This is a genomic window from Acidisarcina polymorpha (assembly GCF_003330725.1).
In the GTDB taxonomy this organism is placed as follows: domain Bacteria; phylum Acidobacteriota; class Terriglobia; order Terriglobales; family Acidobacteriaceae; genus Acidisarcina; species Acidisarcina polymorpha.
The window spans coordinates 3,208,461-3,226,346 of sequence record NZ_CP030840.1 but is presented as its reverse complement, the minus strand read 5'-3'; the positions used below and the strand labels follow the sequence as shown (position 1 = coordinate 3,226,346).

The window sequence follows — 17,886 nt, the reverse complement described above, 5'->3', positions numbered from 1 at the left end:
ATGATTGGTGCGCTAATGGCATTTGGTCCCCGATATGTGGTCGTGTAGGACCACGTTCAGGAGCGACTTGTTCACATGAATGCGACCGTTGTAAGTGATGAAGCCCAGCTTCCGAAAGCGGTTCATGAAGAAGCTGACCCGAGAGCGCGTTGTTCCTATCAAGTTCGCGAGTGTCTCCTGAGAAATCCGAGGGATCAACATCTCCGGTTCCCCAGGTCTTCCAACCTCTGCCATCAAAAGCAGAATTCGCGCCAGTCGTTTCTCGCTTGAATTGAAGAGTTGATCTACAAGATCGGCCTGGGTCCGCATACTTCGTGCCAACAGAAATGCTACGAAGAGGTCTGAAAAATCGTGCTGCTCATGCATAACGCGGATCATTTCGTCACGCTGAATCCGTAGAGCGATACAGTTGGTGGTTGCCGTTGCAGTCGCAAGACGACGACCGAGCACTGCCGTGATGGCCTCTTCCCCAACGAAGTCGCCAGCATTCAACAGCGTAATCGTTGCTTCTTTACCGGCCTTCGAAACAACCGTCAGCTTCGCGGAACCCTTCCGAATATAGAACACAGCATCTGCCGGATCCCCCTGCGAAAAAAAGACCCGCTTCCTCTTGAGTTGAACGACTCGACGGCCAATACCAACACTGGCAAGATAGGCTTCCGCGTCAAACGCCGCTGCGTTCTCGTTGTGATGTCCTCCTCCCCGCATACGTAGATTCCTTCAACACTATTTTTCGGTAAGAATCTGACCTCGTCAATTGGGCTCTCCGAGGAGTCCGGGACCCACCAGGCACCCATATGATCCCAACGAAACTTAGACCGAATGCCGTTTATGAGGACTCATCCGTTGGCCACGCATTCATTGCAGTTCGCGCCAAGTCCATTAAAGCCTTTTGACCAACCCCGTCCCTTGCCAACGTCGACATGCCTTGAACGATAGCCATCGTCATGGAGGCGAGGGCCTGCGCGTTTGCCGTTCTGGGCAGGCGCCCCTCGCGGATGTCCCGTTCTGCCCTTTTTTGAAGAGCCTTGCGATTGGCGTCGCGGATATTCTTCAGGGCTGCTCGAACGCGCTGTGAATTGACCGACCCGCTGGACGCACCGCTTGCGACCAGACACCCGGCAGGGGCGTCCCGTTGAGTGAACCAGCGCGCGGAAAGCTCAAGAAGCTGCTGCGCAGCCTGCCGAGCGGAGCGAGCCTCCGCAATCAGCTCGGGAGTTGTCTTCGGTCCTGGGTTCGCATATTTTTCCAGGCATTCGAGGAAGAGAGATTCCTTGTCTCCGAAGGCGGTGTACAGGCTCGGCGCGGTAATGCCCATGACGTGGGTGAGCTCAGCGACGCTTGTGGTCTCATACCCTGTCCGCCAGAACTGCAACAAGGCCGCATGCAGCGCCTTGTCACGATCAAACGAGAGCGGTCGACCTAGACGTTTCGCTGCGGGAGGATCGAGTGTTTCCATAGCAACTATTATGGAATCCCTTGACCAGACTCCGCAACCCAAGCATACTTTCCATAGTGCTCATTACGGAATGGAGGCAGTGATGGATCTAGAACTGAACGGGAAGCGTGCTTTGGTCACCGGGAGCACAAGTGGAATTGGGGAACAGATCGCGAAGACTCTTGCAGGGGAAGGTGTGCAGGTTGTTGTTCATGGCAGGCGAAAGGCGGAAGCGGATCGCGTAGTGCAGGAAATCACTGCGAGTGGAGGAGCGGCCATGGCAGCCATCGGCGATCTTGGAAGCGATGAGGAGACGGCCGAGGTCGTGAAGGTCTCCTTGTCGGCCTTTGGCGGTATCGACATCCTCATCAACAACGCAGGGACATTTCCGATGAAGCCATGGCTGCTATCGACTGCAGCTGAGTGGCTTGATCTGTACAACGCGAACGTGGGCTCGGTCGTACGGCTGGTCACGCAACTTGTTCCCTCGATGGTGGAGCGTAAGTGGGGTCGGGTCGTGATGCTGGGCAGCTTCCTTGGCCCGATGCCGGGTCCCCCTGTGGCTAATTACGGCACAACGAAGGCTGCCAACATCGCCCAAGCGGTTTCTTTGGCAAAAGAACTCGGCGGGACCGGCGTGACTGCAAACACAGTGAGCCCGGGGCCCATCCGAACACCGGGGATGGAAGCTGGGGCGCGGGAGATGATGACCTCGCAGGGACAGGAGTACAACTTCGACATGTTCGAGCAGTTCTATGTGCAGCAAACCCGTTTGCCTGCCGGCAGGATCGGCTCGCCGATGGACATTGCGAACATGGTGGCTTTTTTATCAAGTCCGCTGGCCGACTTCATCACAGGTGCCAACTTACGCGTAGATGGCGGCATGATGCCGACAACCAACTAAGGTGAAAGGGGCTGCCGCGATTGGCAGCCTTTTGCCAGCTACCGTGAGGTCTGAATAGCGGAACTTTGCATCTGCCATGCCCGATTCTGGAGCAGCTCGCCTGGCCAATGCGTTTAGCAGGAGTTATACGCACAGATGTCGAGAAGCCTTCTCTGAAAGCGCCGAAAAGGCTTATGCTTCACCTACGCTGTTCATGCATAAAACCTGAGGGTCTAGTCCGATGAGCTTCTCACCGTTGAGTCTGACGCCGTTGATCGGTGTGTTTGACATGCCCCGGTCGCTCTCTTTCTACCGGGATACTTTAGGATTTACTGTCGTCTCGGCCTCCCCTGAGGTCGAAACCGCGGAGGGCAGGTTTTCTCACTGGATGTGGCTTCGATTTGGACAAGCCGAAATCATGCTGAACACGCAGTACGATTCGAACGAGCGCCCACCAACGCCTTCAGAGAAGACACCAAGGGATGCTGTGTTCTACGTCGGCTGCTCGGATGTGGAGCAGGCATATAAAGAACTCACGAAAAGAGGTTTGCAGGCACAATCTCCGAAGGTGGCCCCGTATGGTCTCAAAATCTTCAGCGTAGAAGATCCCGATGGATACACGATTGTGTTCCAAGAAGCGCCTTCTCAAGTTGTTTAATCTCGGGAAGTCGCATTAGCGGAAGTTTCCCCCTCCAGAGGACCTATGAGGGCGCGCCAAACAGTTGACTGGCGGGAGATGCGTTCATAGGGATTTGACAATACGAGGGCATGCAAGCTGACTGCTCTGATTCTTGATCAGCGGCGGTGACAGTGGCCCCACGTCGGCATGGCAAGAGCGAAGGAGCCAAGCACCCTGCCGGAGCCCTTTCATCTGCGTCTGCATCTCTGTGCTATAAACGATACGTACCGTTTTGTATAAATAACCATTCTGCGGCCCGAAAATGAATCGCATAAGGAGGAAACATGCCAAGAATAGTTCGGTTATACGAGTTCGGTGGCCCGGAGAAATTACAGCTGGAGGATGCCCCCTCTCAGCAGCCCGGCAAAGATGAGGTCAAGCTGCGTGTGCAGGCGACTGGCTTAAATCGTGCCGAGGCGATGTATATGCGTGGGTCCTACTACGGAGACAAGCCAAGCTTGCCGTCACGCATCGGATTTGAGGCAGCGGGTAAGGTAGAAGCCGTGGGTCCGGGTGTAGACCCCGTACTGATCGGCAGGCAAGTGTCCACGATGGGTGGCTTCTCACAAGGGCAGTATGGTGTGCTGGGCGAAGAGGCTATTGTGCCAGTTTCTGCGATTGCCGAATACCCTGGCAGTTTTTCGCCTGAACAAGGTGCCTCAATTTGGATTGCGTACCTTACAGCCTGGGGCGCTCTCATTCACGATGCGGGTGTCACGTCAGGCGACTTCGTTGTGATTCCGGCTGCTTCCAGCAGCGTGGGTCTCGCAGCGATCCAGATTGCCAAAGACGCAGGCGCTGTGGCCATCGCCACTACCCGCACTGCGGAGAAGCAACAGGAAGTTCTCGCACTCGGTGCAGACCATGTGATCGCAACCGAAGAAGAAGATTTGCCCGCCCGTGTGCGCGAGATTACCGGTGGCTTGGGGAGCCGGGTCATATTCGATCCCGTTGGCGGCCCATATGTCGAAAGCTTGCCGAGGCAGCGGCCTACGGCGCAACCATCTTTCTCTATGGCGGGCTCTCGGGACAACCCACGGTGTACCCCGTCGCGACGGGTCTCAAAAGGACTGAGCCTGCGCGGCTACACGATGACGGAAGTTCGGGGCAAACAAGCCGTGCTGGATCATGCACAGAGCTATATTCGCGAACGGCTGCAGGACGGTCGGTTCGTACCAAAGATCGCAAAGACGTTTCCGCTTGAGCAGTCGGCTGACGCTTACCGGTTTCTTGAATCCAGTTCCCAGGTTGGTAAGGTAGTCATCACGGTATAAAGGTCCCTGATGAGGATGAGCCGGCGCTAAGCGGGTTTGCGGAGCGATGATTTATGACGGAAAAGAAAACCCGAGGCCGCCAGCGTAGCAGCGAATCGCAGGAGGCGATTCTGGCGGCGACCGCTGAACTGCTGACGCAAAAGCCTCTTAGGGATATCACCATCGAAGCCATCGCCGGCAAGGCCGGAGTCGGGAAGGTAACCATTTACAGGTGGTGGCCCACCAAGGCCTATGTCGCGCTGGACGCCTGTAGCAGCATCCTCGCTCGGAACATACCGGTCTCGGATACGGGTGACATAAGAACGGATCTCACGACCTTGCTTCGCTACAGCCTGGATCTAGCGGCTATGCCGGAAGGGAAAATCGTCGGTCAATTCCTTGCTGAAACGCAAGATGATCCGCAATTCGCCCTGCTCTTTCGCGATAGGGTCGTTAGACCGAGACGTGATGCGATTGGGGAACTGCTGGATCGCGCTGCGAAGCGTGGAGAGATCAATCCCAAGATTGACAAACACTTCATCATCGATCTTCTCTACGCCCCCCTCATCTTTAGAAATATGGTTGGTTCATGCCCTCCTGCGATGAACGCAGAGGAGATGATCTGTGCGGTCCTGTATGGCATTGGCAGTCCGAAATCAACTCGAGGCGCGCTCTCGTTTCGACTAGGCCCGAAACCGAAGACCTTGAGGATAAAGAAAAGTTGACCAACGGGGCTGCGCACGGGCGAACTGGATTCATCTACCGCCAGAAGTTCCGCCGTCGGAATCGGCTTGGTTTGATTGACAACCTGTGTCTTGGGTCCGGCGGACGCTATCAGCACCGCGAAGTCCTAGGGCTGTATCTGGACCGCACGTTTGAGATGGCTGGACCTAGAACAGTCCTGTTGGGGTGCGGTTCGGATACAGCGACTTGAAGGAAGCCGCTTTGTCCGGGGCCTCTGGTCTATGGGAGTTGGATAGGCTTGAGGCGCTTGTGGCAGGGATGAACCTGGTGGTCCTGGTGTTTTGGAAGCTCTTGAGGTGGGAGTGGATGGCCACCGAAGAGAGTCGGACGGTGAGTGCATCTGTCTGTTGTCCTCGAAGAGTGTCCTTGAGTGTTCGTTGTGGCGTAGGACAGGCAGGGATGGTGAGGCACCAAGCCGATTCGAGGATGAGGTTGGAGGTTCATGCGGCTTGCCTGCGCGGGAGCGGTGGAGGGCGAACCATCAGTTGAGCCAAGGTGAGCCGTTCGACGACGTGCATGATTGCGCCGCAGTGTGGACACTTCGGAAGAGCGGTGGATCGTGCAGGTTCTTGAGGGGCATGCGCTGGCAGTCCTGATGAGCGCTCGAGCAGGCTGAAGCAGAGCGGCAGCAACGTAGCACGTTGTCGGTTCGCAAGGAAGCCGAAGTTGCGGATGCGGACGAAGCCGCGAGGCAGCAGGTGCAACAGGAAGCGACGCAGAAACTCGTCTACAGGAAGGCTCATGACTCGCTTCCTGTTGTTGTGCGCGGAGTCTCTCCAGCGGAAGCTGACCTGGCCATCGGATAGAGCGACCAGTCTGCTGTTGGAGATGCCGACGCGATGGGTGTAAGCGCCGAGATAGCGCAGGGCATGTTCCGGTCCGCCGAAGGGACGCTTGGAGTAGACGACCCAGTCGTGACGAAACAGGATTCTGAGCCTGGCGGCGAAGCTGCGTGGCTGGGCAAGCGATGCGAGTTGGCCGTGGAACTCGAGCTTGCCTTCTTGGAATGCGGCCTTCAGGCCGGCGACGAACTTGCCTCGGAAGACACGCCCGAGCACCTTGACTGGCAGGAAGAAGGATCGTTGGGAGGAGACCCAACCGGCGTGATCCGGTGCGAGACCGCCGGCGGCGATGACGCAGTGGACATGCGGATGATGCTGCAATCTTTGGTCCCAAGTGTGCAGCACGCTGAAGAAGCCGATCTCGGCTCCAAGGTGTCGCGGATCGCGAGCGACCTCCAGCAGCGTGGCGGCACTGGCGCGAAACAGCAGTCCATAGATCAACCGCTTGTTCTGGAGTGCGAGTGGTGCCAGTTCGCGCGGCATCGTGAACACGGCATGGACGTAGCGCGTGGGCAGCAGCTCGCGTTCGCGCTGCTGGAGCCAGCGGATGCGGGCGTTGCCCTGGCACCTGGGGCAGTGTCGGTTCCGGCACGAGTTGTAGGAGATGGCCGTGTGCCCGCAGCCGGAGCACTGGTCGCGATGGCCCCCGAGAGCGGCAGTGCGGCACCGGGTGATCGCGGTCAGCACCTTCTCATGCTGGCCGTTGATCCACCTGCGGCTGCGTTCGACGAAGCCCTGCCCAGCGTAGCGAACGATGTCGGCCATCTCCACAGAGGAGCGGCTCAGGCGCTTCGTAAGGCTTCTCCTGGTGTTCCAAGCTGAAGGGTGTCGAGCGGGCTGGAGGTTGCACTCAGATGCTTGCTGGAGAGGTGAAGATAGATCGTGGTCTCTTCGAGATCGCGATGACCGAGCAGGACCTGGATCGTGCGTAGGTCGGCTCCAGCTTCGAGCAGGTGCGTCGCAAAGCAGTGACGCAGGGTATGCGGATGGATGTGCTTGTGCTCCAAACCGGCGCGGAGCGCGGCCTGCTGGCACGCTGTCCACAGCACCTTGGTGGTAACCGGCCGGCTCGACGTATGCCACCGGTTGCCGGGAAACAGCCACTCGCTCGGCTTGTGCCGAAGTCCGCGCCAGTAGGTGCGCAGCGCTTCGAGCAGCGCCGGGCTCAGCATCACGTCGCGGTCCTTGCGTCCCTTGCCGCCGCGGATGTGCACCACCATCCGCCGGCTGTCGATGTCGGTCACCTTCAGCCGAGCCACCTCTGCCCGTCGCGCTCCTGTGGCATAGAGCGTCATGACTAGAATGCGTTGGAACGGGGTCTCGGTCGCATCGATCAGGCGAGCCACTTCCTGCTGGCTGAGGATCTCCGGAAGATGCAGCACCTTCTTCGGATAGGGCGTCTCGGCGGCGCTCCAACCGCGCTTCAGTACCTGGATGTAGAGGAAGCGCAACGCAGCCAGCCGTTGCGTGACCGTGTTGGGAGCCAGCTTCCAGGTACGGAACATGGCTGCCTGATACTCCCGGATGTGATCCAGGCCGAGCTGATCGGGTGGACGGTGAAAGTGCCGCGAGTAGTGCTCGACGGTGCGGATGTAAGCGCGAATCGTGGACGGAGCGTAGTTGCGGCGCTCCAACTCTTCCAGCATGATCTGACGTAGATGGGTCACAGAAATTCCTCCTTCTCTGCGACAAACGCTAGATCATCACCCCAACTGCTGGCCCAGCGCACGCGAATGCGTCCGCCGCACAGCGGCTTAGTTCAAGTCGGCTTCTCGTCAGTGAAGCGCCAACTTCCGCAAAGGGCGTTTGAACTAAGCCGTTGGCGCAGCGGACGCTGCCGTTCGGGCTGTCCTCCGGCGTTGTTGGCTGTGTAAGCCTCGGGTCACAGGAGGTTTACCGTGACCCATCTTCGGCAGCTAATGCTGGATGAACTCCAGCGCCTCAATTACTCTCAGAGCACCGCACGTTCCTATATCCACGCGGTGGAAGACTTTGCGAAGTATTTCCATTGCTCACCGGAACGCCTTGGGCCTGAGCATATCCGCCAGTACCAGGCGTATCTGTTTCGCGAGCGCAAGCTTTCCCCAGGAACCATCGAAGGCCGCACTGCAGCGCTGCGTTTTCTCTTAATCAAGACGCTGCGTCGGCATACCTTCCAGATCACATCCCATTTCCCAAGCGACAGAGGCGGCTGCCGACGATTCTCGATCAGCAGGAGGTATCGCGGCTCATCGATTCGGCCGGGAACCTGATGCATCGCACCATGATGATGATGCTGTATGCAACGGGCCTGCGCCGGGCCGAGATGTGCCACCTCAAGGTCTCCGATATCAACAGCACGCGCATGGTCATTCATGTGCGCTAGGGCAGGGGTGGCCGCGACCGCGACGTGCTACTGACCCCGAAGCTGCTTGAGACTCTGCGCGAGTACTGGCGCTGGATGAAGCCCAAGACCTATCTTTTCCCAGGCACGGTGAAGGGCTGGCGGGCCGATGTACCCATTACCGAGAAGATTGTCTGGCAGGCTGTCCACGAGGCCGCCAAGCGCGCCGGCATTACTAAGCATGTATCTCCCCATTCGCTTCGCCATTGCTTCGCGACGCACATGCTGGAAGCCGGCGCCGACCTGCGCACCATCCAGGTTCTTCTCGGTCATGCCAAGCTTGCTCACACGACCGTCTACCTGCACCTGTCGCGGCGCCACCTGCAGGCGATTCCAAGCCCGCTGGAAGCCATCGAGGTGTCCAACCCCAACGAGGTGAAGCGTTCCAGGAGACTGAGGAAGAGATGAGCCGGCCCACCTTCGAGGTGGCCGATATTGTTCGTCGAACGGGCAACAGTTTCTGGGAACAGCAGCAGTCCCATCTTGCATGGCCGCATCGCAAGGTGCTCGATGCCATCACTCGCTGCCGCACCGCGGCACTGGGCGGTCATCGCGATCAGTGCGTCCGCTGCGGCCATCAAGCCATCTCATTCAACTCGTGCCGCAATCGGCACTGCCCGAAGTGCCAGGGAAACGCGCGCGCCAAGTGGCTGGCGGCGCGCTCGGCTGAACTGTTGCCCGTGCCGTACTTCCACGTCGTCTTCACTCTGCCGCATTCGCTCTCCGCTCTTGTCCTCCAGAACAAGCGGCTGCTCTACGATCTGCTCTACCGCACCAGTGCCGCGACGATCCTGACCCAAAGCTACTTTGCGCTGGCGTGATTGTCAGCCATCCACTCACCAAGCGCGTGCGAATTTGGAAAGGACTTGTGAGACACGCTCTTCATAAGGTTCGAGCAGTTGCAAACAAAGATGGTTATCGATTCGCCTTCCCGTAATATACCCGCTCCTTCCAAGTATCGATAAACGCTCATGTCGCCAGGAACAATTCTGGATTGACGCATAATCTCTAGTGCCGTATCGACAATGCCCCGCACGCGCGGGTGCGTCGGTTTGCGGTGCTGTCGGTGCGGGGCATTGTGGCTACGGCGATTTGCGCTAAGCCGCTAGCGCGGTGGATGTATGGGGATTGAATGCCGCCGGCTGTGAGCTGAGACGGCGGACGGGGCACCGATCGAGACGGTCAGAGTTGGCGAGAACCCGTCATAGGGATGCGGTTGCTCGGGTATTTGAGGTTTGCGCAGATGGCCGAACTGTTGCGGAGTGACCCGAAAGAAGGCCGCGTAACCAACCCTCGAAACAAAAGCCCCGGATTCGTCCGGGGCTTTCTTGCGGGCGTCGGGAGAACCCCCTTCGGTTTCTCCGGCACCCTCATCCCGCTTGCTTCCCGGCCTCGGCTCGCCAGGTTCGCGGCAGGAAGACGTTCCCCCTTCCTGCACGTTTCCCCTTTCTTCCTTGCGCGACGAAGACGAGAAACCACTCTTTCGCCAGTAATCCGTGCAAGCTTAGTGCGCTAAATTCGATTGCATAAGCGACACCAGCAACGGAGTCATCGCCATCAGGCGTTTTCGTTTCGCTCCATCGCGGGCCTGAACTGATATCCCGTGGAGTGCTGCGGCGTAAAGCTCCCCCAACGCAGTCGCATCCGTTTCTGCCTGTAATTCGCCGGTGGAAACCGCCTTTTGGATGCGGCGTGTGATGCTCGCTGTCCGCGCTCTGCGGTGTTCTGCCAACCACTCTCTAACTTGCTCATTGGCCTCCGTGCAGTTTGTGGCAGAGGAGACGACCATACATCCGCGGGGCCCCTGTTTGCGTGTGTACAGCTCAATCCCGTCGTGAAACATTCTCTCAATCGCCCGAGCCGCCGTGATTTCCTCGGCAAGAGCACGATCTGCGAAACCACCTTCTTGTGTCTCGTAATGTGTAATGGCTTCACGAAAGAGATCTCCCTTCGACCCAAACGCTGCGTAAAGTCGGGCGGAGGCGAGTCCAAGCCTCTCAGTTAGATCTGCCATCGACACGGCTTCATACCCACGCTCCCAGAAGAGATCACGGGCAAGTAGAAGAGCCTTATCCCGGTCGAATTCGCGAGGTCGTCCAGCCATGTTATGCCCACCTCTTTGTTTGCTGCTTATACAAGAATACTAGATTCGTGCTATTCTTTGTCGGTCGGCAAAGAATAGGTGGATTTCATGCGAGCTGCAGTGATAGAAGAACTGAACAGGCCCTTGATAATACGAAACGTCCCCGATCCGGAATGCCCCGCTGACGGGGCGATTGTGCGTGTGGGTGCCAACGGCATCTGCCGTACTGACTGGCATCTTTGGACCGACGACTGGGCTTGGCGCGGACTCGCCATCAAACCACCGTTTGTCTTAGGACATGAGTTCAGCGGCACCATCGAGGAGGTGGGCCGTGACGTGAAGGACTGGAAGAAGGGCGATCGTGTCATTTTCCCGATGAATCCAGGCGAGGGCACTTGCGAGTGGTGCCGCAGTGGTAACCAGCACGTTTGTGATAGCGGAGCTTTACTCGTTCCCGGCGTTTCGTACTGGGGTGCGTTCGCCGAATATGTCGCGATTCGCTATGCTGACGTAAACCTTGTGCGATTGCCTGACGCCATCTCATTCGTCGATTCGGCGAGTATGGCGTGCCGCTACATGGCTGCGTTTCATGGTGTGGTAAACCAAGCAGCGGTTCGTGGGGGCGAATGGGTTGTAGTACACGGAGCAGGTGGAATGGGCTTATCCGCAGTGCAGATTGCCGTGGCGACCGGCGCAAGAGTGATCGCGGTCGATACCTCCTTGAAGGCGCTCAACGCCGCCCGGGACTTGGGAGCTGTCCATACGATAAACAGTCGCACCGATGATCCCGTCGAAGCCGTGCGCACGATTACACATGGCGGTGCGCAGGTATCCGTCGACGCGCTAGGCATCGACGAGACCTGCCGCAACTCTGTCATGTCGCTGCGCAAACTCGGACGACACGTACAGCTCGGTCACACCACACGCAAAGAGAAAGGCTATGTGGCCTTGCCCATTGACGTGATCCTGCTCAATGAGCTTCGACTCTACGGAACGTTAGCGCTTCGATACCATGCTCGCGATGTGCGCAGCCGGTACTCTCAAGCCCGGCCAAGTCGTTCATCAACGTGTTGGACTGGATGGAGTCACCGGGGTACTTGAAGCGATGGGCACATATGACACGACAGGCGTGGTCGTCATCGATTCCTTTTAGTCCTTCTTCACCGAACAGCCGGCTCGCGCAGCAATGGTCGGCTCATCGGTCTAGCGTCCTCACTCGACTGAAGTAGGCCTTTTACGAGGTACTTGATTGATGATTTGTATTTCGATCTGCCCAGACCAATCGCAGTTCGGACACGCAACAATTCCGGTAGTTGATTGCTCTCAAGTCCAACTCCGCGAGATTGACGACGTGACCGCACCTCGGGCAGATGTGGACGCTTTCCCAAGATTCTCCGCCATGTTTGGCCATCGTGGCTCCTCGATAGGGCGCTCTTGTTGGTTTTGCATCAGGAATGCCCGAATAGTTTGAGACCGATTGCGAGCAGGAACACATTGTTCAAGAAGTGCATGGCGAAGGTATTGAGAATCGAGCCTGTGCGAAGCTTTACATAGCCCATGGTGATGCCTAATAGAAACGCATATGGAGCCACGGCAAACGACCCGTGTTCCAGGGCAAAGAGGGCCGCCATGGAAATCACCGCCAGATTTTCGCGAAGATGTTTCCGCAACCAAGCCAGAAGTAAGCCTCGAAACAGTACTTCTTCGAAAAGAGGAACGAGAAGAACACCCCGGGGGGTCGCGATGATCCAAGCCATAACGGGCTGACCTTGCAGCCGCTTTGCGTCGGTGGCAAAGGCTGCAATCTGGCGTACCAAACCAAAGAAATCTCCAAAGACGGGGCTCATCAGGCGATAGAACAGGGCGGTCACCGCGAGCGTCGCGATTAGCAAACCTACGCTCGCGAGCAGATGTTTGAGGCTTGTGAAGCGGAGCCCAATCGGCGCTTTCGCAACGGGTCTGAAGAATGCACAGAGTGTCACTACGAGTGTTGTGTAAACGATGAATACGATAGCCTGACTGCGGCTGCTTGAGTCGAGAAATCGAAACAAGACATAACTTAAAGCTCCGGTCACTGCCGATGCGCCGACTGCGGTGCCCAACGCTGCCAAGAACCTCTTCCCGCTTATATCGGGTGAGACCGCGTACGTTTCTATGGCTGACATTGCCGTTACTCCTTTCTCTGCGGCCTGACAAAACCGCGGGGTACAACGTGATTCAGCGCACAATTAGCTGAGATCGCACAAAGGCATAGTCGGACTCCGAGAACGTCGAGGCATTCCTCCAGGCGATGTGTCCATCTGGCTTAAGAAGAAGCACATAAGCGTGTTGGTCATCTTTGACCCCAAGGATGGTGCGCCACTTTTGCTCGTCTTGAAGTTGTAGTACGGCTCGATTCTGCATCTCTTGAGGCATGCCGCTCTTGATGCCGGATAGTGCCCGCCCCTGAAGCATCTTTGGCACCGATTCCGCGAAGATGATCGTGTAATTTGGCACGGGGTTTTGGAAGTCCTTCGCTAAGCGGAGGTTCCAAGTCTGCCCGTCTTTGCCGCTAGCGCGACCAAATGTGAAGATCACGAGAGCGGTCTTTCCAGATGCTGCCTCCGGCAAAACCAGTGGCTTGCCCGTCACCGTCTGAGCTGAAAAGTAGGGACAAGCGCCTCCGACGCTTAATACAGGAGACTGCGCCATCGCCGTGGACGACATCAGCGAAAACAGTGCCGTGAGGGAAAGGAGCGTTCGTGCTGCGCCGCTCGATTGGCGACGCCACTTGAGCAGGCGCGGTTTGAGCCATAGCCAGAAACCGGTGAATACAACAACCGGCATCGCAACCCAACGAGTGAAGCGCACCGCCTGAGGGATAGAGGCGACAGGCCCGTAGATATATCCCACGATTGGGATACTGAGCACCAGGTGCAATATCCGAATGAACTGCCGTTCGCTCGCCGCTTTCATTGGACCTCCACAGGCCGCGTCCGAGCACGCGACGGTAGCGCAAAGCCGGCTGCGATCATCCAGATGAAGCCGGGAAAACGAGTGAGCGGAATAAGAAAGAGTGCTTTAGGAAGTTCTAGGTTCAGCCAACTCAATTCACCGAATACCGCGAGAACAAATCCGAAAACGCAGATCCATCGCGGAAGGAGTTTGTAGAACCAGCAGGTAACCGAAACGCCCGCGATCAGAAGGCCAAGCGGTACTGAATATCCGGGGCCACCCAGTGCATACATCACGTAGTAGAGTCCAGCGGTCAACGTTGTGTCGCTCGATATGCCTGGTTGCGCGATTGCCCACAAGACCAGAGAGCTTGACGCGATGGCTGCGGACGCAGCCAAGCCTCCAAACAGAGCAATATGCGCTCCAGCCGCTTTCACGCCAAGAAATCGCAGTCGGCTGGTGATCGTCGCAGTGAATAGACCCAACGGAATTGCCGCTCCAAACTGAATAAAAGCGCACAACAGAGCCGCGCCAGGACGAAGCCGAAAGAAGGTATCAATGGTCTGTGAGGACTCCCACGGACCGGGGAAGTAGGGCATGCCCCCGACAGCGGTCACCGGGAGTAGTCCCAAAATGAAGACAGCCGTGAAAACTATGGCGAGCGGTCCAAGAGCCGGTCCTGGGTGCCGCTGTCCCGAGAACTCCGTACCTACAGCCTCTGACATAAACTTGCCTCCCATGCATTCTTCATGTAATCATTACTAACAGAAACGATTGTGAGATGCAATGGTCAAGCTGAACGATTCAACGTCTGCTGTAAAGAGAAATAGGGTTTGGGATTGGCAGACACAACAAAGCACTCTAGCTCGTTCGATTAGCTCTAACGGACGGGCTCGACGCAGGATTGGCAAAACACGGAAGGAAGAAAGCACATGAAGCACTTCGCATGGTTTTCATTGCTCGGCTCGATAGTCCTATCGGCGAGATGCCAATCGTCATCGATCACGTAGGGCAACTGCGTGCAGCGGATTGGGCAGATCATGAGAAGCGCATGAACTGATTGAAGTGCGTGAACAGAGCAGTTGTAAGCAGGAGAGCTGAACAAATGAGCAACGAAAACTGGGTTGGATCGTGGGCAGTCGCGCCATGGAACGAAACCCCTCTCGTGGCCGCGATCCCCCCGGACCGGACTTTACGCACCACGTTGAGGTTGACCCGTGGCGGATCTGCACTGCGTCTGCAAGTGTCTAATACTGAGGGAGATGCTCCGCTCACAATTGGCTCTGGAACGGTTGCGTTGGCAGTCTCCACAAATGTTTTCGATCCCAAGACCGATCAAGGGCTTAGTTTTGCCGGCGCAACGTCAACCATAATTCCGCCGGGCGGTTCTTTGATGAGCGACCCGATCCCCCTTCCTGTGTCTGATTTTTCGGAAATCGTTGTTAGCCTCTATCTTCCTGACGGCGCGAAAATGTTGACCGGCGGCCTACATCGGTATCCAACGGTAGTATCTGCGCCGGGTGACCGTGCGACGAGTTCAAGAATCGAAGGTCAGACCGTGTCGGCTCGTGGCATTACGTCCGTTCATCCAGTTCTGTTTCTAAGCGGCGTTGCCGTAAATGCAGCGCAAAACGTCTCCGCAACGATCCTTTTCGGCGATTCCAATACACGCCTCTACGGCGGGTACATCGTCGAACGCCTGCATCTCGCCAAGAACCCCACATTAGCAATTCTTAATATGGGATTAGACGGCAACAGGCTCCTTCACGATGGCGTTTCACTTGGCGGACCATCAATTTCCGGTTCGGCAGGATTTTTTGGAGGAGTCGCTGGTATTCGCCGTTTCGAAACCGCACTCTCGACATTGCCGGGTGTCACAGGGGCCGTCCTAATGCAGGGTACTGGAGACATTATCCTCCCAGGAACGCGGGCGCCCGCATCAGAGACTGTAACGCCTGGGGATATTATCGATGGCTTGAAACATTGCATTGGCGTCGCACAATCCCGCAACATCCGTATCATCGGAGCAACAATCGTGCCATTTGGGGGGTTGGGATCCTGGGAATTCGGCTGTGTCCGCGGGAGTTGCGTGGAGCGATTTTGAGACTCGTGACGCGCAAAGGCAAAGGGTCAATGAGTGGATACGCGGATGCGAAGAGTACGACGGGTTAATCGATGCCGATGCCGTCTTGCGTGACCCTGAAAACCCTGTGCGACTCAAACCGGCTTATGATGCTGGTGACCATCTTCACTTCAGCCAATTAGGTGCTGAGACGCTCTCAGATGCGGTGCTGAAAGCCATTTCGATTCCATCTTAGCCAAGTGCTGGCGAATCTGTCTCGAACTACTTTGGGGCTGAGCAAGGGGAGGCTGATCGACGCCGAGACACAACTAACATTCACAATCCTGAGGCTATTCCGAAAGTCAGTGACTTGCATCGAGATAGAGCGACAACGTCAACCTCGAAAGTGTGAGAGTTCGCGAACCAGTCTCATATCAGTTCGTGGAACTCATAAACATGAAAGCGAGGATTAGCGAAATGAAGAGCTTTGTACCGCAACATTCCAGGCACAACGCGGCGGGTTGAGTTCAAAGAAACCAGAATCTTTTTCCCAGAAGAACGTTGGCAGGGGTTCAATCAAGAATCGCGCACCCATTCGGTGAGGCTCGAACGACGTACGCCGCACAACGTGCATTCATTATTGCGAGTGCCAGCCTGCACGCCATTCTCGTTGCCGCAGAACAATTACCATAGTGAACGATACTGTGGGATGAACGGATAGAAAACATGAATCCGAAACAGAATGACTCAGATAGGGTTGCCTTTCTGCTTTCCCAATTGGGCGCGCGAGCCGCGCAAGAGTTCACGAGGTTGCTCACCCCGCTCGACCTTGCCCCCGCCGACGCAGGAATTCTGCGGCTCGTCGCTCGGTCGGAGGGAATAAGTCAGCAAGCTCTTGCTGTCGCGCTCAACATGCATGCCAGTCGCCTCGTCGCCTTGATAGACGACCTCGAGTCTCGTGGCTTGTTGGTGCGCGAAGTTCACGCCACAGACAGGCGGCTCTATTCGCTCGCGTTGACTGCAAAAGGAAAGGAGACTTTGCTCTCGATACGAGAGGTTGCCGACGAGCACAATCGGCTGATGTGCGCCGCACTCACAAGAGCGGAGACCGTGACGCTCCAGACTCTCCTGTCAAAGATTGCAGATCAGATGGGCCTCGCAGCGGGCGTCCATCCAGGCTATCGGAGCATGAGTGGCAAACCCAGTGCCACGAGACGTCCCGCAGGTTCTCCGCTAAAGAGCAGGAAGTCAAAGCTGAAGTGAAGGGCGCTCGACTGTCTCGAATGGTATGGGTCTGATAGGACACCATTGATAACGCATAAGGAGGATTTGCTGATGTTCACACTCGTCTACGTCGGTTGGATAGTGAGCATAATTGGCGCGCTTCCCCTCGTCCTAGGCGGCGCAATAAACATGATGAAGGCCCCGGTGATGGTTAAGAACATGGAGCACGTAGGATTCTCTCCGGATGTTCTGCCCGTGTTCGGATTTGTCAAGATCGTGATCGCGGCGGTGAGTCTGGTCCCAGCGACTTCCTTCATCGGCGCAATACTGGCAACGGGATGGATGGGCGGAGCCATCTCGGCACACATCCGGGTGAGAGACCCGTATTTCGTCCAGGTCTTTATCCCTATCGTAATCTGGGTAGGGTTTGGCCTTCGTCATCAAGACGCGATGCATAGCCTCCTTGGATTCTGAGTAGTCTCCTGTGTTGCAGCCTTTTGTTTGGCGGGGCTTTACGGATGATGAAAATTGCGGCGATCTCTGATATTCATGGCAACCTGGCGGCGCTCGAAGCTGTGCTGGCTGACATCAAAGGGCATGCGCCAGATCTGATCGTGAACCTCGGCGATTCACTATCGGGTCCTCTGTTTCCTGCCGAATGTGCAAACTGCCTACTATCGCTAGACATTCCGACGATTAGGGGAAACCACGAACGACAGCTTTTAACCTTGCCGATTGATGAGATGGGAGAGTCAGACCGATATGCTTTGTCTTGCCTTGAAACGCATCACATCAGGTGGATCAAACACACCCCGACAACACTTCTTATCGAAAGAGAGATTCAGTTAGTCCATGGCACACCAGAAAGCGACCTCGGTTATTTCTTGGAGACCGTCGAGCCTCAAGCGGTTCGAGAGGCCGATCCATTCGAGATCCACGATCGCGCCCGCGGAGTACCCGCGCCACTGATTCTTTGTGGACATACGCATATTCCACGCAGCGTCAATTTGGGTGATGGAAGGCTCGTTGTGAATCCGGGATCGGTAGGACTACCAGCCTACGAGGACGACCGGCCCTTCCCTCACAAAATGCAGACTGGATCCCCGCACGCCCGGTACGCACTCGTGGAGAAACGCAACGGTTCTTGGTCAGCGGAATTGTATTCCGTCATTTACGACTGGGAGAATGCTGCGAAGCTGGCCGAAAGCCGTGGACGAGCGAATTGGGCTAAGGCTTTACGGACGGGCCTCGTCTAATCTGCACTCGCTCTGTTCAACTTGCCAATCTCATACGCCGACTCCGAGCAATCAATAACGGCTCTCGAAGTCATCATCACCAACTACGGCGCGGCCAATCTCGAC

At 56.7% G+C, this 17,886-nt stretch carries 19 protein-coding genes and 2 pseudogenes; 12 read left to right on the top strand and 9 right to left on the bottom strand.

The annotated features are described in order from the left end of the window. Window positions 1-12: 12 nt before the first annotated feature. Together ACPOL_RS13860 and ACPOL_RS13855 are read right to left on the bottom strand one after the other, a co-directional pair. The gene (locus ACPOL_RS13860) at window positions 13-708 is read right to left on the bottom strand and encodes a Crp/Fnr family transcriptional regulator (RefSeq protein ID WP_114207576.1); all 696 of its coding nucleotides are present in this window, start codon (window positions 706-708) and stop codon (window positions 13-15) included. A 121-nt stretch (window positions 709-829) separates the two neighbouring features. Beyond that, window positions 830-1,459 (bottom strand): TetR/AcrR family transcriptional regulator, encoded by a 630-nt coding sequence (locus tag ACPOL_RS13855; protein ID WP_114207575.1) that lies wholly within the window; start codon window positions 1,457-1,459, stop codon window positions 830-832. Window positions 1,460-1,541: 82 nt separating this feature from the next. On the opposite strand from ACPOL_RS13855, the gene ACPOL_RS13850 reads away from it, so the two are divergent. From ACPOL_RS13850 to ACPOL_RS13835, 4 genes are all read left to right on the top strand, one after another. After that, window positions 1,542-2,342 carry an SDR family NAD(P)-dependent oxidoreductase gene (locus tag ACPOL_RS13850; protein ID WP_114207574.1) on the top strand — a complete coding sequence of 267 codons (801 nt, stop codon included), beginning with the start codon at window positions 1,542-1,544 and terminating at the stop codon, window positions 2,340-2,342. 220 nt (window positions 2,343-2,562) lie between these two features. Further along, window positions 2,563-2,979: a VOC family protein gene (locus ACPOL_RS13845; RefSeq protein WP_114207573.1), complete on the top strand. Its 417-nt coding sequence runs from the start codon at window positions 2,563-2,565 to the stop codon at window positions 2,977-2,979. A 305-nt stretch (window positions 2,980-3,284) separates the two neighbouring features. Next, window positions 3,285-4,274, top strand: a complete 990-nt coding sequence (locus ACPOL_RS13840) for a zinc-dependent alcohol dehydrogenase family protein (RefSeq protein WP_236657465.1) — start codon at window positions 3,285-3,287, stop codon at window positions 4,272-4,274. A 53-nt stretch (window positions 4,275-4,327) separates the two neighbouring features. Further along, on the top strand, window positions 4,328-4,978 hold the full coding sequence (locus ACPOL_RS13835; protein WP_114207572.1) for a TetR/AcrR family transcriptional regulator: 651 nt from the start codon (window positions 4,328-4,330) through the stop codon (window positions 4,976-4,978). 459 nt (window positions 4,979-5,437) lie between these two features. Here the strand turns inward: ACPOL_RS13835 and ACPOL_RS13830 are convergent, their stop codons facing one another. Further along, on the bottom strand, window positions 5,438-6,625 hold the full coding sequence (locus ACPOL_RS13830) for an IS91 family transposase (protein WP_114210808.1): 1,188 nt from the start codon (window positions 6,623-6,625) through the stop codon (window positions 5,438-5,440). Continuing rightward, window positions 6,622-7,506, bottom strand: a complete 885-nt coding sequence (locus ACPOL_RS13825; RefSeq protein ID WP_114207423.1) for a tyrosine-type recombinase/integrase — start codon at window positions 7,504-7,506, stop codon at window positions 6,622-6,624. Before ACPOL_RS13825 ends, ACPOL_RS13830 begins: the two co-directional genes overlap by 4 nt. 231 nt (window positions 7,507-7,737) lie before the next feature. On the opposite strand from ACPOL_RS13825, the gene ACPOL_RS34135 reads away from it, so the two are divergent. The 3 genes and pseudogenes from ACPOL_RS34135 to ACPOL_RS13815 form a co-directional block, all read left to right on the top strand. Further along, window positions 7,738-8,091 carry a site-specific integrase gene (locus tag ACPOL_RS34135; protein ID WP_201759227.1) on the top strand — a complete coding sequence of 118 codons (354 nt, stop codon included), beginning with the start codon at window positions 7,738-7,740 and terminating at the stop codon, window positions 8,089-8,091. Continuing rightward, window positions 8,091-8,630: pseudogene (locus tag ACPOL_RS34125) on the top strand (tyrosine-type recombinase/integrase). The gene ACPOL_RS34135 and the pseudogene ACPOL_RS34125 overlap by 1 nt, the downstream one beginning before the upstream one ends. Further along, window positions 8,627-9,016, top strand: a pseudogene (locus ACPOL_RS13815) (IS91 family transposase); the annotation flags it as partial. The pseudogenes ACPOL_RS34125 and ACPOL_RS13815, both read left to right, overlap by 4 nt. Before the next feature lie 311 nt (window positions 9,017-9,327). Here ACPOL_RS13815 and ACPOL_RS13810 read toward each other — a convergent pair. Both ACPOL_RS13810 and ACPOL_RS13805 read right to left on the bottom strand, forming a co-directional pair. Next, complete coding sequence (locus tag ACPOL_RS13810) at window positions 9,328-9,660, bottom strand: hypothetical protein (RefSeq protein WP_114207570.1); 333 nt, start codon at window positions 9,658-9,660, stop codon at window positions 9,328-9,330. Window positions 9,661-9,726: 66 nt separating this feature from the next. After that, window positions 9,727-10,326 (bottom strand): TetR/AcrR family transcriptional regulator, encoded by a 600-nt coding sequence (locus ACPOL_RS13805; RefSeq protein WP_114207569.1) that lies wholly within the window; start codon window positions 10,324-10,326, stop codon window positions 9,727-9,729. Window positions 10,327-10,449: 123 nt separating this feature from the next. Between ACPOL_RS13805 and ACPOL_RS13800 the strand changes: the two genes are divergently transcribed. Further along, entirely contained in the window at window positions 10,450-11,406 is a 957-nt protein-coding gene (locus ACPOL_RS13800; protein ID WP_201759224.1) for an alcohol dehydrogenase catalytic domain-containing protein, read from the top strand. Between the two features lie 347 nt (window positions 11,407-11,753). On the opposite strand, the gene ACPOL_RS13795 is transcribed toward ACPOL_RS13800, so the two are convergent. From ACPOL_RS13795 to ACPOL_RS13785, 3 genes are read right to left on the bottom strand one after another with little or no spacing between them, the layout of a single operon-like run. Continuing rightward, a complete protein-coding gene (locus ACPOL_RS13795; protein ID WP_114207568.1) occupies window positions 11,754-12,470 on the bottom strand; it encodes a CPBP family intramembrane glutamic endopeptidase in 717 nt (238 codons plus the stop codon). A gap of 52 nt (window positions 12,471-12,522) precedes the next feature. Continuing rightward, entirely contained in the window at window positions 12,523-13,260 is a 738-nt protein-coding gene (locus ACPOL_RS34120) for a hypothetical protein (protein ID WP_201759223.1), read from the bottom strand. Further along, the gene (locus tag ACPOL_RS13785) at window positions 13,257-13,964 is read right to left on the bottom strand and encodes a hypothetical protein (RefSeq protein ID WP_114210824.1); all 708 of its coding nucleotides are present in this window, start codon (window positions 13,962-13,964) and stop codon (window positions 13,257-13,259) included. Before ACPOL_RS13785 ends, ACPOL_RS34120 begins: the two co-directional genes overlap by 4 nt. 380 nt (window positions 13,965-14,344) lie before the next feature. Here ACPOL_RS13785 and ACPOL_RS13780 point away from each other — a divergent pair, with 380 nt between their 5' ends. The 4 genes from ACPOL_RS13780 (at window position 14,345) to ACPOL_RS13760 (ending at window position 17,781) form a co-directional block, all read left to right on the top strand. Beyond that, window positions 14,345-15,343 carry an SGNH/GDSL hydrolase family protein gene (locus tag ACPOL_RS13780; protein ID WP_114207567.1) on the top strand — a complete coding sequence of 333 codons (999 nt, stop codon included), beginning with the start codon at window positions 14,345-14,347 and terminating at the stop codon, window positions 15,341-15,343. Window positions 15,344-16,027: 684 nt separating this feature from the next. After that, window positions 16,028-16,564, top strand: a complete 537-nt coding sequence (locus ACPOL_RS13770) for a MarR family winged helix-turn-helix transcriptional regulator (protein WP_114207566.1) — start codon at window positions 16,028-16,030, stop codon at window positions 16,562-16,564. 72 nt (window positions 16,565-16,636) lie between these two features. Further along, window positions 16,637-16,999, top strand: a complete 363-nt coding sequence (locus ACPOL_RS13765; protein ID WP_114207565.1) for a DoxX family protein — start codon at window positions 16,637-16,639, stop codon at window positions 16,997-16,999. A gap of 23 nt (window positions 17,000-17,022) precedes the next feature. Continuing rightward, window positions 17,023-17,781, top strand: a complete 759-nt coding sequence (locus tag ACPOL_RS13760) for a metallophosphoesterase family protein (RefSeq protein WP_236657464.1) — start codon at window positions 17,023-17,025, stop codon at window positions 17,779-17,781. Window positions 17,782-17,886 lie beyond the last annotated feature (105 nt).

Coding starts and splice junctions, on each gene's coding strand:
- ACPOL_RS13780 (WP_114207567.1), top strand. CDS start 14,345: ATGAGCAACGAAAACTGGGTTGGATCGTGGGCAGTCGCGCCATGGAAC.
- ACPOL_RS13805 (WP_114207569.1), bottom strand. CDS start 10,326: ATGGCTGGACGACCTCGCGAATTCGACCGGGATAAGGCTCTTCTACTT.
- ACPOL_RS13840 (WP_236657465.1), top strand. CDS start 3,285: ATGCCAAGAATAGTTCGGTTATACGAGTTCGGTGGCCCGGAGAAATTA.
- ACPOL_RS13770 (WP_114207566.1), top strand. CDS start 16,028: ATGAATCCGAAACAGAATGACTCAGATAGGGTTGCCTTTCTGCTTTCC.
- ACPOL_RS13765 (WP_114207565.1), top strand. CDS start 16,637: ATGTTCACACTCGTCTACGTCGGTTGGATAGTGAGCATAATTGGCGCG.
- ACPOL_RS13860 (WP_114207576.1), bottom strand. CDS start 708: ATGCGGGGAGGAGGACATCACAACGAGAACGCAGCGGCGTTTGACGCG.
- ACPOL_RS13855 (WP_114207575.1), bottom strand. CDS start 1,459: ATGGAAACACTCGATCCTCCCGCAGCGAAACGTCTAGGTCGACCGCTC.
- ACPOL_RS13835 (WP_114207572.1), top strand. CDS start 4,328: ATGACGGAAAAGAAAACCCGAGGCCGCCAGCGTAGCAGCGAATCGCAG.
- ACPOL_RS13850 (WP_114207574.1), top strand. CDS start 1,542: ATGGATCTAGAACTGAACGGGAAGCGTGCTTTGGTCACCGGGAGCACA.
- ACPOL_RS13845 (WP_114207573.1), top strand. CDS start 2,563: ATGAGCTTCTCACCGTTGAGTCTGACGCCGTTGATCGGTGTGTTTGAC.
- ACPOL_RS13785 (WP_114210824.1), bottom strand. CDS start 13,964: ATGTCAGAGGCTGTAGGTACGGAGTTCTCGGGACAGCGGCACCCAGGA.
- ACPOL_RS13795 (WP_114207568.1), bottom strand. CDS start 12,470: ATGTCAGCCATAGAAACGTACGCGGTCTCACCCGATATAAGCGGGAAG.
- ACPOL_RS34120 (WP_201759223.1), bottom strand. CDS start 13,260: ATGAAAGCGGCGAGCGAACGGCAGTTCATTCGGATATTGCACCTGGTG.